The following is a 14,754-nucleotide window of genomic DNA, read 5'->3' as shown; positions in this document are numbered from 1 at the left end:
GTCCATACGTCCCCAGGAAGTCTCCGGGCGCACGGCCCCGGACGATCCCCTGACCGCCCCCCTATGTGCTCCCTATCCCGCCGCCGCCCACCCCTCGGTTTTCCGGCCGCGCGGGCCCCGGGCGGCCGGGCCCGCCTAGCCTCGCGGAGGAAGGTTGACCACACTTGAGGGGGCCTGGAAGCCATGCCGGAAACCACCGCACCGCACCGGCGGATCGACGTCGACCTCGGGGACCGCTCGTACGCGGTACGGGTCGGCGCCGGGGTGCGTCACCTGCTGCCGGAGGTCGTCGCCGAGATCGGAGCGCGCAAGGCGGTCGTGGTCTCGGCCCGGCCGCGGGAGTGGACGCCCGACCCCGGCGTCCCCGCGCTGAGGCTGCCGGCCAGGGACGGCGAGGTGGACAAGACGCTGGCCACGGTCGGCGAACTCTGCCGCGCCTTCGCCGAGTTCGGGCTCACCAGGAACGACGTGGTGGTCTCCTGCGGCGGCGGCACCACCACCGACACCGTCGGGCTGGCGGCCGCGCTGTTCCACCGCGGGGTGCCGGTCGTCCACCTGCCGACCTCGCTGCTGGCCCAGGTCGACGCGAGCATCGGCGGGAAGACCGCCGTGAACCTGCCGGAGGGCAAGAACCTGGTCGGCGCGTACTGGCAGCCCCGGGCCGTGCTCTGCGACACCGACTACCTGGACACCCTGCCGACCAGGGAGTGGACCAACGGGTACGGGGAGCTGGCGCGTTGCCACTTCATCGGGGTCGACGGCATCCACCGCCTGCCGCTGCCGGAGCAGATCACCGCGAGCGTGGCGCGCAAGGCCGAGATCGTCATGGCCGACGAGCGCGACTCCGGCCTGCGCCACCTGCTGAACTACGGCCACACCCTGGGCCACGCCCTGGAGCTGGCCACCGACTTCACGCTGCGGCACGGCGAGGCCGTCGCCGTCGGCACGGTCTTCGCCGGGCGGCTGGCCGGCGCGCTGGGCCGGATCGACGGGGCCCGGGCGGCCGAGCACCTCTCCGTGGTGTCCGGCTACGGGCTGCCGACCGCGCTGCCGGAGGGCGTGGACACCGCCCGGCTGATCGCCCTGATGCGGCTGGACAAGAAGGCGACCACCGGGCTCTCCTTCGTGCTGGACGGCCCGCGGGGCGCCGAGCTGGTGGCCGACGTGCCGGAGTCCGTGGTCGCGGACTGCCTCGCCGGGATGCCGCGCGGCTGACCTCCGCACACGGCGGTGGCCCGGGAGCCGAAACCGGCTCCCGGGCCACCGCCGTGACCGTCCGTCGTACGGCCGCACCGCGTCAGGCGGTCGGCGCCAGGGCGAGCAGGTCGAGCAGGTCGGCCGGCTCGCGCAGCACGGCGTCCGGGCCGGCCGCGACCAGCTCGGCCTCGTCCACCCCGGCCCACACGGCGGCCACCGCGCCCACGCCCGCGCCGCGCGCGCTGGCCAGGTCGGTCACCGCGTCGCCGATCATCATCGCGGAGCGGGGCTCCACGTCCAGCAGCTCCAGCGCGCGCAGCACGATGTCGGGCGCCGGCTTGGCCCGGGCCACCTCGTCCGAGCCGATGACGTGGTCGAAGAAGGGCAGCAGCCCCAGCTGGTCGAGGAGCGAGCGGGCCCGCCGGCCGGCCTTGCCGGTGGCGACGGCCAGCACGAACCCCTGCTCGCGCAGGGAGCGCAGGAGCTCGGGGATCCCGTCGAAGACCGGCACCTCGTGGGCGAGCCGGTAACTCTCCCGGACGAAGGGCTCCTCCATCTCCAGGGGCAGCCCCATGATCCGCATGATGTCGGGGAAATATCGGCCCTGGTGCTTGTTGTACTCCTCGAAGGGCGCCCGGCCCTCACCGACCACCTCGGCGTAGGCGACCGTGAACGCCCGCCGCATCACCTCGAAGCTGTCGACCAGCACGCCGTCGAGGTCGAAGATCACTGCCTGTTTCACTGGGAACTCCGCGTGGTCGCAAGGGAAGGAACGGGCCGGGCCGACGCGTAGAGCCGCTCGATGACCCCGATGGTGTCGCGCACCTCGGCCACCGTCCGGCCCCTCGCGCCCGGGTCGGCGAGCAGCCCGGGCAGCTCGTCGATCTGCCGCAGGTACTCGGCCCCGATCGGCTCGTCGGCCACCGGGACCTCCGTGGTGACGCCGTCCCGGGTGAGGGTCAGCACCGAACCGCCGGCGCGGTTGGGGCTGAACCCGAAGGTGCAGCGCAGCTGCGCGGTGCCGGCGCTGCCCTCCAGCCGGATCGTGGTGGTGTCGAGCGCCTCGTGCGAGGCCCAGCTGGCGCGGATCGCCACCGAGACGCCGTCCTCCGTGACGAGGAAGCCCCGGGCGGTGTCCTCCACGTTCCCGGCGGCGCCGCCGGACTGCTCGTCCTCGCGCCAGGCGGCCCGGGCGGCTCCGTCGTTGACGAAGTCGTCCGACACCGTGCCGACGACCTGGCGGAACGCGGTCGACCCGAGCATCGGGGTGACGGCGTCGATCAGGTGCCAGCCGAGGTCGACCATGGCGCCTCCCCCGGCGAACCGGCGCTGGGTGAACCAGCCGCCCGCCTTGGGGACACCGCGGGCCCGCACCCAGGAGACCTCGACGTGCCGCAGTCGGCCGAGGTCGGCGGCCAGCGCGCCCAGCGCCCGGACGTCGGCCCGGTAGCGGGACGCGCTCCCGGCCAGCAGCACGGCCCCGCCGGCGAGTTCGGCCTCGGCCAGCTCCTCGGCCTGGGCGGAGTCGAGGCAGACCGGCTTCTCCACGAAGACCGGGACGCCGTTGCGCAGCAGCCGGCAGGCGATGGCGCTGTGCAGGTGGTTGGGGACCGCGACGACGGCGAGGTCGACGTCCTGCGGGCCGAGCCCGTCGATGTCGGCCAGCAGCCCGGGCAATTCGCCGCCCGGTCCGTGGCCCGGCTCCCGCTCCTGCTCCCACTGCTCCGCCAGCGCGGCCCGGGCATCGGGCGACGGGTCGACGGCGGCGACCACCCGGTAGCCGGGGTGGCGGCGGAGCCGGGGCAGCCAGATCGAGGTGGCCGCCCAGCCGAGCCCCACCACGGCGGTCCGTACCGGGCCCGCCGCGCGGTGCCCGGGCGTCGTGGTGCCGCTGCTCACGCGGCGGCCAGCGCGTCGGCGACGGTGCGGGCGATGAAGTGCATCTGCTCCTCGGTGCCGAGCAGCGTGCGGTGGTGCAGCCAGATGCAGTCGTTGTTGATCGCCTCGGTGTTGGGGCAGCGCTGCGCGAGGGACTCGACCGTCTCTTGCGGGGCGCCGGTCTCCCAGAAGCCCTCCGAGCGGTAGATGGCGCGGAAGGCGATGAAGGCCGGCAGGCCACGCGCGATCAGGTCGTCGACGAGGGCGTTGCGCTTCTCCTCGGTGATCCCGGGGATCCGGAACATCGCCATGTAGTGCGGGTTGCGGTCGCAGCGCTCGTCGCGGCCCTGCGGCACGACCCCCGGGATCTCGGCGAGCAGCGAGGCGAGCAGCGGAGCGCGCTGCTCGCGGACGGCGATCTGCTCGTCGAGGCGCGACAGCTGGGCGCGCAGGACGCTCGCCGAGAACTCGTTGAGCCGGAAGTTGGAGCCGGAGGTCTGGTGGAAGTACCGGCGGTCGGTGGCCGGCCGGCCGCAGCTGTGCCGCAGGAACCCGAGCTCGTACGACTCCTGGTCGGGGAAGGTCACCGCGCCGCCCTCGCCGGCGGTCATCAGCTTGCCGTTCTGGAAGCTGAAGGCCGCGATCGAGCCGAGCTCGCCGACCTTCCTGCCGCGCCACTGGGCACCGTGGGCGTGGGCGGCGTCGTGGACCAGCGGGACCCCGGTGGCCTGGGAGATCTTCTCCAGGGCGTCCATGTCGGCCAGGTGGCCGGCCATGTGCACCGGCATGATCGCCTTGGTGCGCGGGGTGATGGCCGCCTCGACGGCCTGCGGGTCGATGCAGTACGTCACCGGGTCGACGTCGACGGGCACGGCGACGGCACCGAGCCGCTGGGCGGCCTGCGAGGAGGAGATGAAGGTGAAGGCCGGCACGATGACCTCGGTGCCGGGGCCGACGCCGACGATCTGGAGCGCGAGCTCCAGCGCGTGGGTGCCGTTGGTGACGGCCAGCGCGTGCGGGGCGCCGTGGTACTCGGCGAACTCGCGCTCGAACGAGTTGACCTCGTTACCGCCCATCCGCCACCACTGGCCCTGCTCCAGCGCCCGGATCAGCCCCTCCCGCTCCCGGTCGTCGAACTGGGGCCACTTCGGGAAATCCGACAGCGCCGCACTCTCATTCATGGGGTCTCCCTGTTTGCGCCGAGAATGAACGCGGGCCACAGGCATTCGAGGTGGTCACGAATACGCCCGCCGTTCCGCCGAAACGCTACCCACTCGACGCCGCCGATCCCACCCCCTGGCACTCCCCCTATACGCCCCCTCAGTCGTTTCCGATCGGCTCCCGATTTCCTCGGCCGGAGTCCCGTCTTGCTATAACAGCAATGGCCGTGCGGTGTCCCGGCCTCCATAAATCCGCCAGCTGACGCGAGGTGAAACATGAGCACGGTGCTGCTTCTGAACGGTCCCAATCTGGGCATCCTCGGCCGGCGCGAACCCGAGGTGTACGGGACCACCACGCTGGCGGAGATCGAGGAGTGGGTCGCCGAGGAGGTCGCGGACCAGGGCTGGAAGGTCCGCGCCGTGCAGAGCGACTGCGAGGGCGAGCTGATCCGCGCGATCCAGGACGGCTACGACGACACCGTCGGCGCCCTGGTCAATCCCGGTGCGCTGATGATCGCCGGCTGGAGTCTGCGGGACGCGCTCGCCAACTACCCCAATCCGTGGATCGAGGTGCACCTGTCCAACGTCTGGGCCCGGGAGAGCTTCCGCCACGACTCGGTCATCGCCCCGCTCGCCAGCGGCGTGATCGTGGGCCTCGGCGCCCTGGGCTACCGGCTGGGCGCCCGCGCCCTGACCTCCGTCGTCAACGGCGGTGCGCGGCGGTGACCGCGGCGAGGAGCGGAGCGGGCGCCGACGCGCCCACCGCCGACCGCGGCACCTGGCTGCGCCGCTTCGACGGCACCCGCGCCGAGGGCGTCCGGGTCGCCGTCCTGCCGCACGCCGGCGGCTCGGCCAGCGGCTACCGCGCGCTCTCGGCGGCGCTGTCCGCCGACTTCGAGGTGGTCTGCGTCCAGTACCCGGGCCGTCAGGACCGCTACCGGGAGCAGCCGGTGAGCGACCTGCGGGAGCTCGCCTCGCAGGTCGCCGCCGTGCTGCGGCACGAGGACGACCGGCCGCTGGCGCTGTTCGGGCACAGCATGGGGGCGACGCTCGGCTTCGAGGTCGCGCGCCTGCTGGAGCGGGACGGCGTCCCGCCGGTGGCGCTGTTCGCCTCCGCCCGGCGCGCGCCGGGCCGGCCCCTGCCGGAGCGGGTGCACCAGCGGGACGACGCCGGCCTGCTGGCCGAGATGTCGGCGCTGGGCGGCACGGACGAGCGTGTCCTGGCCGAGCCCGAGCTGCTCCGGCTCTACCTGCCGGTCGTCCGGGCCGACTACCGGGCCATCGAGACCTACCGGTGCCCCGAGGGTGCCGTGGTCGGCTGCCCGATCACGGCCCTGGTCGGGGACGCCGACCCCCGGGTGCCGGTCGAGGTCGCCCGGGCCTGGCAGCAGCACACCACGGCCGGCTTCGACTTCCGGGTCTTCCCCGGCGGGCACTTCTACCTGGACGAGCACACCGAGGCGGTGGCCCGGCTGGTCCGGGACGCGCTCGGCTAGAGCGCGCGGCCCGGCCGGGCCCCGGCGGCTCAGCCGGCCGACCGGGCCGACCGGGCCGACCGGGGAGCCCGAGGGGGCCGCGGCCGCTCGGTGCGCGTGAAGATCATGATGACCAGCTGCTGGGGGCACTCGATGCCCCCGGGCGCCACCGCGCCGCTCTCGGCGCCCCGGGTCCTCTGGGTGGGATTACCGTCTCTGCGGTGCCCGGCCATGATGTGCTCCTCACCTCGACTGCCACGTCCCGCAAGATTTCCCGAGAAACCTAAGGCCGGCCCGTTCGGCCGTCACCCCCTAATAACCCCCAGAACCATCGGCCGGTGTTCTCCGGCGAATCGCACGGGAGTCTTTGTGAGTTTTCTGGGAATCGACGTGGGAGGCACGAAGGTCGCCTTCCGGCTGGAAACCGAGGGCCTTCCCCCTTATCAGGCCGCGTTCCCCTGGCCCGCCGCGGCGAGCCTTTCCGCGGACCTGGCGGCACTGGCCCGGGAGGTCGGGGCACTGGGCGGGCACGACCACGGCCACGGGCCGATCGAGGCGGTGGGCGTGGCCATGCCGGCCACCGTCGACAGGTCCGGCCGGGTCACCACCTGGCCGAACCGCCCGTACTGGACCGGGCTCGACCTGGGGGCCGCCCTGCGGGAGCTCTTCCCGGGCGCCGAGGCCCGCTGGGCCGACGACGGCGACCTCGCCGCGCTCGCCGAGGCCCGGCTCGCCGGCTGCCGTGACGTGGTCTACCTCGGGGTCGGCACCGGCATCGGCGGGGGCGTCGTGCTCGACGGCCGGCTCCTGCCCGGGATCGGCCGCGGCTCCTGCGAGATCGGCCACCTGGTCGTCGACCGCTCCGGGGCCGTGTGCGCCTGCGGGCGCCGGGGCTGCGTCCAGGCGGTCGCCTCCGGCCCGGCGACGCTCCGGCGCGCCGCCGAACTGCGCGGCGCCCCGGTGGAGTTCGCGGAGCTGGCGACCGCCTTCGCCGCCGGGGACGGCTGGGCGACGGCCGCGGTCGAGGAGTCCTGCGACGCCCTGGCGGCGGCCGCGGTCGGCGTGAGCGAGCTGACCTCGCCCGAGCTGGTGCTCGTCGGGGGCGGGTTCGCCCACGGTCTGCCCGGGTTCACCGACCTGGTGGCCGAGCGGGTCCGGCGGATCGGCCGCCCCGGCGGTCCGGCCGTCACGGTGCGCGCCGCCGCACTCGACGGCCTCTCCTCGCTGCACGGTGCGGTGCTGCTGGCCCGGGGCGCCTGAACGCGCCACGGCACCACCGCACCACCGCATCGCCGCATCACCGCGGCGCCGGGCCCGGCTACGCCGACATCCGGCGCTCCCGGGTGGCGTCGCGGTCGTTCGCGCGCACCAGGCCCAGGCACTCCCGGTACGAGGCGAGCAGCCGCTGCCGCTCGGGGTGCTGCGGCGGGCAGAGCTCGATCGCGGCCCGGAAGCAGGCGGCCGCCGCCCCGTGCGCGCCCTGCGCGACGGCGCGGCGGGCGGACTCGGCGAGGGTCTGCCGCGCCCGCTGGCTGAGGCAGTGCGCGGTGTGGGCGTCCAACTCGCCCTCGCGGCCGAGCTCGACGGCCTGCTCCAGCTGGTACGGCAGCAGCTCCAGCCGGTCGGCCGGGAGGGCGGCGAGCCAGTCGGAGGCGCGCCAGTGCTTCTCCATCCGGGCCCGCCGGGTCAACTGCCCGTAGGCGACCTCCCGGAACACCGGCTGCTCGAAGGCGTACTCCTCGTCGCCCTCGACACTGCTCGGCCGGACCGGCCGCAGGTACCCCCGCGAGGCCAGCCGCTTCAGGCAGTTCGCGACGTCGACGCGGTCCAGTCCGCCGCCCGAGGCCACCGCCCCGACCCACACGTGGTCGCCGATCACCGCGGCGTCCCGCAGCACGGCCTTCTCCAGCGGGGTGAGCATGTCCAGCCGGGCGGTGACCAGGGCGCGCAGCCGGCGGGGCAGCTGCGGGCGGCCGCCCTCCGCCGGACCGGCCCGCAGGAACTCCTCGGCGAAGAGCGGGTTGCCGCCGATCCGCGCGATCAGCCCGGAGTCGAAGCCGCCGGGCGGCGGGGCCGACGCCGGGGCGGCGGCCCCCTCGGGCACGGTGGCGATCAGCTGCTGGACGGCGTCGTCGGGCAGCCGTTCCAGGGTGATCGTGCCGGTGTCGTGCTTGCCGCCGCGCCAGCCCGTGCGCTTGTGCAGGATCTCCGGGCGGGAGCTGGCGATGACGAACAGCGGTACCCGCCCGGCGTGTTCGGCCAGTTCGCCGATGAGGTCGAGCAGTTCGTCGTCGGCCCGGTGGAGGCCGCTCAGCACCAGGACCACCGGCCCGGTCGTCGCGATCTCCTCCAGGAAGTGCCGCCAGGCCAGGCCCATCTCGCGGCTGCCGTGCGCGTCCACCCGGCTTCCCGGGGTGAGGCACAGCCGCAGCCAGCGCAGCATCCAGTCGCTCTGGTCGTTGCGGCCGGCCAGGCGGTGCACGGCCTCGGTGAGCTTCAGGTCCGCGACGGCGGGGCCGTCCAGCTCGGTGATCCCGGTGTACTGCCGCACGATCTGGGCCAGGGTCGCGAGGGTGCTCTCCCCGTAGGAGGGGACGACTCCCACCAGCCGGCGCACCGGCGCACCGGCGTCGTCGAGGCCGCTCAGGAACTCGTCGATCAGCCGGGTCTTGCCGATCCCCGGATCCCCCACCAGCGTGAGCAGGTGCGGGCGTTGCAGCCGCAGGACGCCGTCCAGGACAATCCGCAGGATCCGCAGTTCCCGCTCCCGGCTGCCGAAGGGGAAGAGCGGCCGCGACGCCGGGAACCGCGCCCGCACCCCGGACACCTCCCAGCCTGGGCCGCCGGTGGACGCCGGTACGTAGTGAAACGCCCTGGCCGTCTCCAGCCGGGTGTTGTCGCAGACCTGCACCGCGCCGGGGCGGCAGTGGGCGGACCGGTGCTCGGCGGCCAGCAGGGCCCGGCCGGTCACCTCGCTCGGCCGCTCGTCCACGCAGTTCCGGTAGGTCACCACCACGTCGTCGGTCACCACGAGGACCCGCGGCGCCTCCTCGGCGAGCACCGCCCTGCGGCCCCGCTCCGACGCCGCCGTCGCGATCCCGGCCTGGATCGCCCAGGCCGCGTGCACCGCCCGTTCCGGGTCGTCCTCCCGGGCGCGCGGTACGCCGAAGAGCACGGTCCAGGTGGTGTTCACCGCCTGCCAGAGGACGCCGCCGAACCGCTCGGCCTGTTCCCGGACGACCTGGGTGACCTCCTTGATCAGGTCGTCGAGCCGTTCGGGGTCGACGTCGTCCGGGTCGGCCCCGAGGTGGTGGGGCAGGGCCAGGGAGATCAGGACGGCGCTCACCGTCCGGCGTTCGACGTACGTCCTCGCCTCGGTGGCGGCCGGCCCGGCGACGGTCCTGCGGAGCGCGGGCGCCAGTGGGTCGCGGTCGGTGCCGTCGGCCGGGGCCCGGTCCGTCCGGCCCTGGTCCGGGCGGCCCGGGTCCACCCGGTCCCGGTCCGGGTCCGCCGGGCGCGGCGGCCGCACGGCGGCGACCGGCCTGGCCCCGGCGACGCTGCCGGGCGCGTTGAGGGCGTCGTCCTGCTGGAGGATCCGCCGTTCCAGTTCCTGCAGTTCCCGGCCCGGGTCGAGTCCGAACTCGGCGACCAGGGCGGTCCGGGTGCGCTGGTAGGCGAGCACCGCGTCCGGCTGCCGGCCGCAGCGGTAGAGCGCGAGCATGAGCTGGCCGCAGAGCCGTTCGCGGGTGGGTTCGGCGGCGGCCGCCGCCTCCAGTTCGGCGACCAGGTCGTGGTGCCGGCCGAGGGAGAGTTCGGCCTGGACCCGGTCCTCGAAGACCGCGAGGCGGGTGGCCTCCACGGCGGCCAGTTCCGACCAGCGGACTCCCGCCTCGGCGAGGTCGGCGAGCGCCGGTCCGCGCCACAGCGCCAGTGCCTCCCGCAGGATGCCGGAGGCCTTCTCGGGCGCGCCCGCGGCCAGTTCGGCCCGGCCGTGCCGGGCGAGCGCCTCGAACCTGGACAGGTCCAGGTTCTCCGGGCCCACCTCCAGCAGGTAGCCGGGGGTGCGGGTGGACAGCGCCGCGGTCCGTCCGGTATCCGCCTGAAGTATCCTGCGCAGGTCGGAAATGGCATTCTGGGTCATTTTGCGGGCGGTGGGCGGCACACCGTCGCCCCAGACCGCGGCCACCACCTGCCGAACGGAGACTATTCGCCCGGAATTGAGCAGGAGATATCCGAGGATCGCTCTCCTGTTGAATCCCCCGAGCGATACGGCGCTACCCTCGTGAATGATTTCGAGTGGCCCCAGCACATTGAACCGCACAGCTCCCCCATCCGCGTGCACAGCAAATCGGGCCACCGCCCGCCCATTCACCCCGGCGGTCGCCGTCCCCACCAACCACTCCCGCCACACAAGGCCCCGGGTGCACCCTGAGTAAACAAAGCAACACAACACCCCGTCAAACCGGTGTGACCGGTGTCACTGACAAGCAGGGCAAAAGGGACCTTTGCAAGAATTTTACCCGCCGCCCGGTTTTGGGCCCGCGGGCGAGGGCCCGCACCATCCACCGGGAATGCCACCCCTCGAATGGATAACCCATTACCGGCCGATGGAAGCCGTCCGGACCCCCCAATCAGGAGCTTTGATAGCGTCCCGACCGGCAGGAATCGCCCCACTGTCGGGCGACCAGAAAACCAGTCGTCACCGCAGGGGGCTCCGATGGAACTGGTGGAACGAGAGGCTCAACTGAGCCGACTGGAACGACTGATCGGCGACGGCGCACAGGGCAGCGGGAGTGTCGCCCTGATCGACGGACCGGCCGCGAGCGGCAAGAGCCGATTGCTTTCCGTGACGACCCACCGCGCCACCGCCGGCGGCGCCCTCGCCCTCCGCGCGGCCGGTTCCCCCGCGGAATCCGCGCTGCCGTACGGCGTCTTCGACCAGCTCCTGCACGGCGTGCCGCTGCCGGCCGAGGTCGCCCGGCAGACGGAGCTGCTGACGGCGGCCGGCCGCGACCCCCGCCCCGGTGGCGCCGGGGCGGGCGCGGTCGACGCCGCCACCGCCCGGGCCTTCGAGGCGCTCGGCCGGGCCCTGCTCGAACTGGCGGCCGGTCAGCCCCTGGTGATCACCGTGGACGACGTCCACCACGCCGACCAGGCCTCCATCCGCTTCCTCCTCTACTTCGCGCGCCGGATCTCCACCGCTCGGGCACTCGTCCTGCTCACCATCGAGGAAACCGTCGACGGCGTGGCACCGCTGCGCTCCGAGCTGCTGCGGCTGCCGCACCTGCACCGGATCGGGCTCAGCCCGCTCTCCCGCCACGGCGTCGCCGAACTGCTCGCCGCCCGGCTCGGACCGTCCGGCCTCCACCTGGCGGAGGAGTTCGCGGTGGCCAGCGGCGGCAACCTGGCCCTGCTCCAGGCACTCGTCGAGGACCACCTGGCGGCCGGGCGGGTCCGGCTCCACGGGTACGGCCAGGCCCTGGTCGGCCAACTGCGCCGGGGCCCCGGCGTCGTCGGGGAGACCGCCGCGGCCCTCGCGGTCCTGGGATCCGACGCCACGCCCGAGACGGTGGCCGCCCTGGCCGACCTGCCGGCCGGCAGCGTGGCCTCGGCCCTGGAGGCGATGACCACCACCGGGCTCCTGGCCGACGGCGGCTTCCGGCACCCGCTGGCCCGGGCCGCCGTACTCCAGGACCTCTCCCCCCGGCGCCGCTGCGAACTGCACCGCGGCGCCTCGCGCCTGCTGCACCACCGGGACGCCCCGGCCGCCTCGGTGGCCCGCCACCTGGTCGAGGCCGACCACCACCGGGAGCCGTGGGCCCTGGACGCGCTCCAGGAGGCGGCCGACCACGCGATCGCCGACGGGGACGACCGGGCCGCCGCCGACTTCCTGGAACTGGCCCTGCGCGCCTGCGCCGACGAGCGGACGCGGGCGACCGTCCGCGCCCGGCTGCTCCAGGTGGAGTGGCGCGCCAACCCGCCGTCCGCCGTCCGCCACCTCACCCCGCTGGCCGGGGCGGCGCAGGCCGAACAGCTGAGCCACCGGGACCACGTCGCGCTGGTCCGGCAGCTGCTGTGGCACGGGCAGGCCGCCGCGGCCACGCAGGCACTGGAGCGGCTGACCGGACCGGCGGAGGGGCCGGGCGCCGCCGCACCGGGCGCCTGGGAGCTCGACCAGTGGCTGGCCTGGTCCCACCCCCACCTCGCCAGGCCGCGGAGGTCCGGCACCGGGCGACCGCACGGCGCGGGCGGACTCTCCGAGGTCGATCCGTGGCTCGCACCCGCCGCCTCGCTCGCCCAGGCGCTGACCAGGGCGCGCGGCGCGGAGGCGGCCGCCGCCGCCGAGGAGGCGCTCGGCGACCTGACCCTGGGCCACCCCACCCCGTGGGCGGAGGAGGCGGCCGCGCTCGCCATCACGGTGCTGATCTCCGCGAACCGCGCGGGCGACGCCCGGGACTGGTGCGACCGGCTGCTGGCCGACCCGGTCTTCGGGGACTCGCCCCGCTGGCGCGCCGTCCTGGTCGCGCGCAAGGCCGAGGCCTCCCTCCAGCTCGGCGACCTGATGGCGGCGGCGGCCCAGGCGCGGGCGGCGCTGCGCGCGATGCCGCCCAAGTCCTGGGGCGTGGCCGTCGGTCACCCGCTGGGCAGCCTGCTCCTCGCCACCACGCGGATGGGCCGCTTCGACGAGGCCGCCGAGTGCCTGACCCAGTTCGTGCCGGAAGCCATGCTCAGGACCCGCTGGGGCCTGCACTACCTGCACGCCCGCGGCCACTACTACCTGGCGACCAACCACCACCACGCGGCCGTGGCCGACTTCCTGGCCTGCGGCGAACTGATGCGCGAGTGGGGCGTGGACGTCCCCGGTCTGGTGCCGTGGCGCACCAGCGCCGCCGAGGCCTGGCTGCGGCTGGGCAACCCGGACCGGGCCAAGAACCTGCTGTACGAGCAGCTCGCCCGCCCCGGCACCCCCCGCACCAGGGCCCTCGCCCTGCACCTGCTCGCGACCGCGGGGCCGGCCGGACGCAAGGTCCAGCTGCTCTCCGAGGCGCTGGAGCTGTTCGAGGACAGCGGCGACATCTACGAGCAGGCGCGGACCCTCACCGACCTCGGCCACGCCCACTACGCGTCGCACGACCGCCAGCGGGCGCGCACGCTCCACCGCCGGGCCCGGCACCTGGCGACGATGTGCGAGGCCCTGCCGCTCTGCCGGCACCTGCTCACCGTCCCCGGCGAGCCGGGCGGGGCGGCCGACGAGCCGACCGACGACGGCCGGCGCCTGACCGACTCCGAGCTCCGGGTCGCCTCGCTGGCCATCCGCGGGTACACCAACCGGGAGATCGCGAACAAGCTGTACGTCACCGCCAGCACCGTGGAACAGCACCTCACCCGGGTCTACCGGAAGCTCGGGGTCAAGGGCCGCCGGGACCTGCCCGCCGACCTGAAGGCCGGTGAGCCGGGGCTCGCCCGCACCGCCTCCAGGGCCGCCTGATCCGACCGCGCCCACCGAAAGGGGCCACCATGACCACCGCTCCCCCCGGCACGCCCGAGGTGCGCGGCACCACCCGGCTGTTCGCCGTCCTGGGCGACCCGGTCGAGCAGGTGCGGGCGCCGGCGCTGCTCAACCCGCTCTTCGTCCGGCTCGGCGTCGACGCCGTCCTGGTGCCCGTGCACGCCGCCCCGGCCGACCTGCCCCGGGTGCTCAGCGGGCTCGACGGCATCCGGAACCTCGACGGCCTGCTCGTCACCGTCCCGCACAAGTTCGCCGCCCTCGGGTTCGCCGGATCGGCCACCCCGGCCGCCCGGCTCAGCGGCAGCACCAACGCCCTCCGGCGCGAGCCGGACGGCCGCTGGCTGGCCGACAACTTCGACGGCGCCGGCTTCGTCGCCGGCCTCACCGCGGCGGGCCACTCACCCGTCGGCCGGCGGGTGGCCCTGGTGGGGGCGGGCGGCGCGGGCAGCGCCCTCGCCGTCGCCCTGCTGGACGCCGGGGTCGCCCACCTGTCCGTCCACGACCTCGACGAAAGGCGGCTCGACGGGCTGTGCGGGCGGCTCGCCGCCCACTGGCCCGGCCGGATCAGCGGCTCCCCCGTCGCCGACCTGGCGACGGCGGAGATCGCGGTCAACGCGACCCCCCTCGGCATGGCCCCGGGCGATCCGCTGCCCTTCGACCCCGCGGCCCTGCGGCCCGGCTCGGTGGTGGCCGAGATCATCATGAAGCCGGCGGAGACCCCGCTGCTGGCGGCGGCCGCCGCACTCGGCCACCGCGTCCACCACGGCCACCACACCCTGGACCACCAACTGGCCCTCTACCGTTCCTTCTTCCGGCTGTGACGGTCGTCGACCGCGGGCAGGGCGCCCCAGGACCCGGGGGTTCGTCCTGGGGCGCCCGGCCCAGCCGGGTGCCGGGACCGGTGTACGGGGGTGACACCGGCCCCGGCGGTTCGACGGGCGCGCGGTGAGCGTCTCCGCTCGATCCGCGACCCGAGTTCATGGTCGACCTGCTCGCGGTCGACCCGCTCACGGACCTCAGTACTTCTTCGAGTCCGTGCAGGTCTTCTGCAACTCCTTGAGCCGGTCGTTCTGTTCGGCCAGGTAGCCGATCACGGTACGGACGTCGTGGTCCTTCGGCTCGGCTTCGCGCAGCGACTTCGCCGTGGACTCGATGGCCTTGCGCAGGTCGTCGTCCGGCGCCTTCTTGACCAGCTCGTCGAGCTTGTCCGCACGTTCCCGCACGTCCTTGCGGGCCTTGTCGGTGTCGTCGGGGAAGGGGTTGAAGAGTGTCAGACCCAGCACGCGGGAGCACACCTCGACCCGGTCCGCCGTCGCCTTGGTGTCGGAGACGGCCTTGCACGCGGTCGACCCGAGGGCGAGCGAGCAGACTGCGACCAGGCTGAGCGCCATCCGTCGGCCCGGACGTCGAAGCGTTCGGGCCGTGCTCCGTCGTGCTGCCAGCTTATCCACCACAGGCTCCTCTACCGGCAGCTCGTCTTCCGGTGGAGCCGGCCCTACCGGCTTCCACCGTGCTTCTTCGGACGGACTTCATC

11 protein-coding genes are annotated in these 14,754 nt (G+C 74.5%); 6 read left to right on the top strand and 5 right to left on the bottom strand.

Annotated features, from left to right (window positions below; genetic code table 11):
• Nucleotides 1-183: 183 nt before the first annotated feature.
• A complete protein-coding gene (locus ACWD4P_RS13690; RefSeq protein ID WP_359823270.1) occupies nt 184-1,215 on the top strand; it encodes a 3-dehydroquinate synthase family protein in 1,032 nt (343 codons plus the stop codon).
• An 82-nt stretch (nt 1,216-1,297) separates the two neighbouring features.
• On the opposite strand, the gene ACWD4P_RS13685 is transcribed toward ACWD4P_RS13690, so the two are convergent.
• The 3 genes from ACWD4P_RS13685 to ACWD4P_RS13675 are packed head-to-tail and all read right to left on the bottom strand — an operon-like array spanning nt 1,298 to nt 4,256.
• Entirely contained in the window at nt 1,298-1,939 is a 642-nt protein-coding gene (locus ACWD4P_RS13685; protein ID WP_359823268.1) for an HAD-IA family hydrolase, read from the bottom strand.
• Entirely contained in the window at nt 1,936-3,096 is a 1,161-nt protein-coding gene (locus ACWD4P_RS13680) for a Gfo/Idh/MocA family protein (protein WP_449779715.1), read from the bottom strand. The genes ACWD4P_RS13685 and ACWD4P_RS13680 overlap by 4 nt, the downstream gene beginning before the upstream one ends.
• The gene (locus tag ACWD4P_RS13675) at nt 3,093-4,256 is read right to left on the bottom strand and encodes a DegT/DnrJ/EryC1/StrS family aminotransferase (RefSeq protein ID WP_359823263.1); all 1,164 of its coding nucleotides are present in this window, start codon (nt 4,254-4,256) and stop codon (nt 3,093-3,095) included. Before ACWD4P_RS13675 ends, ACWD4P_RS13680 begins: the two co-directional genes overlap by 4 nt.
• Nucleotides 4,257-4,511: 255 nt before the next feature.
• On the opposite strand from ACWD4P_RS13675, the gene ACWD4P_RS13670 reads away from it, so the two are divergent.
• The 3 genes from ACWD4P_RS13670 to ACWD4P_RS13660 all read left to right on the top strand — a co-directional run bounded on the left by ACWD4P_RS13670 (nt 4,512) and on the right by ACWD4P_RS13660 (nt 6,970).
• Nucleotides 4,512-4,961, top strand: coding sequence for a type II 3-dehydroquinate dehydratase (locus tag ACWD4P_RS13670; RefSeq protein ID WP_359823261.1), 450 nt, complete (start codon nt 4,512-4,514; stop codon nt 4,959-4,961).
• Complete coding sequence (locus tag ACWD4P_RS13665; RefSeq protein ID WP_449779714.1) at nt 4,958-5,731, top strand: thioesterase II family protein; 774 nt, start codon at nt 4,958-4,960, stop codon at nt 5,729-5,731. Before ACWD4P_RS13670 ends, ACWD4P_RS13665 begins: the two co-directional genes overlap by 4 nt.
• 369 nt (nt 5,732-6,100) lie before the next feature.
• Nucleotides 6,101-6,970 carry an ROK family protein gene (locus ACWD4P_RS13660; protein ID WP_359823256.1) on the top strand — a complete coding sequence of 290 codons (870 nt, stop codon included), beginning with the start codon at nt 6,101-6,103 and terminating at the stop codon, nt 6,968-6,970.
• Nucleotides 6,971-7,028: 58 nt separating this feature from the next.
• Here the strand turns inward: ACWD4P_RS13660 and ACWD4P_RS13655 are convergent, their stop codons facing one another.
• Nucleotides 7,029-10,019: a BTAD domain-containing putative transcriptional regulator gene (locus tag ACWD4P_RS13655; protein ID WP_449779723.1), complete on the bottom strand. Its 2,991-nt coding sequence runs from the start codon at nt 10,017-10,019 to the stop codon at nt 7,029-7,031.
• 417 nt (nt 10,020-10,436) lie between these two features.
• Between ACWD4P_RS13655 and ACWD4P_RS13650 the strand changes: the two genes are divergently transcribed.
• Nucleotides 10,437-13,199, top strand: coding sequence for a helix-turn-helix transcriptional regulator (locus tag ACWD4P_RS13650; protein ID WP_359823254.1), 2,763 nt, complete (start codon nt 10,437-10,439; stop codon nt 13,197-13,199).
• A gap of 29 nt (nt 13,200-13,228) precedes the next feature.
• Nucleotides 13,229-14,041, top strand: coding sequence for a shikimate dehydrogenase family protein (locus ACWD4P_RS13645; protein ID WP_449779713.1), 813 nt, complete (start codon nt 13,229-13,231; stop codon nt 14,039-14,041).
• 195 nt (nt 14,042-14,236) lie between these two features.
• On the opposite strand, the gene ACWD4P_RS13640 is transcribed toward ACWD4P_RS13645, so the two are convergent.
• Nucleotides 14,237-14,611, bottom strand: a complete 375-nt coding sequence (locus ACWD4P_RS13640; RefSeq protein ID WP_359823248.1) for a hypothetical protein — start codon at nt 14,609-14,611, stop codon at nt 14,237-14,239.
• Nucleotides 14,612-14,754: the final 143 nt, after the last annotated feature.

The sequence above is a fragment of the Kitasatospora sp. NPDC002543 genome, from assembly GCF_053594915.1.
Note: the sequence above shows the minus strand (reverse complement) of the source record. Positions and strands in the feature narration are given on the sequence as shown.

Excerpts from the sequence above, each read along its gene's own strand:
- ACWD4P_RS13645 (WP_449779713.1), top strand. The coding sequence starts at position 13,229 with ATGACCACCGCTCCCCCCGGCACGCCCGAGGTGCGCGGCACCACCCGG.
- ACWD4P_RS13670 (WP_359823261.1), top strand. The coding sequence starts at position 4,512 with ATGAGCACGGTGCTGCTTCTGAACGGTCCCAATCTGGGCATCCTCGGC.
- ACWD4P_RS13690 (WP_359823270.1), top strand. The coding sequence starts at position 184 with ATGCCGGAAACCACCGCACCGCACCGGCGGATCGACGTCGACCTCGGG.
- ACWD4P_RS13640 (WP_359823248.1), bottom strand. The coding sequence starts at position 14,611 with ATGGCGCTCAGCCTGGTCGCAGTCTGCTCGCTCGCCCTCGGGTCGACC.
- ACWD4P_RS13675 (WP_359823263.1), bottom strand. The coding sequence starts at position 4,256 with ATGAATGAGAGTGCGGCGCTGTCGGATTTCCCGAAGTGGCCCCAGTTC.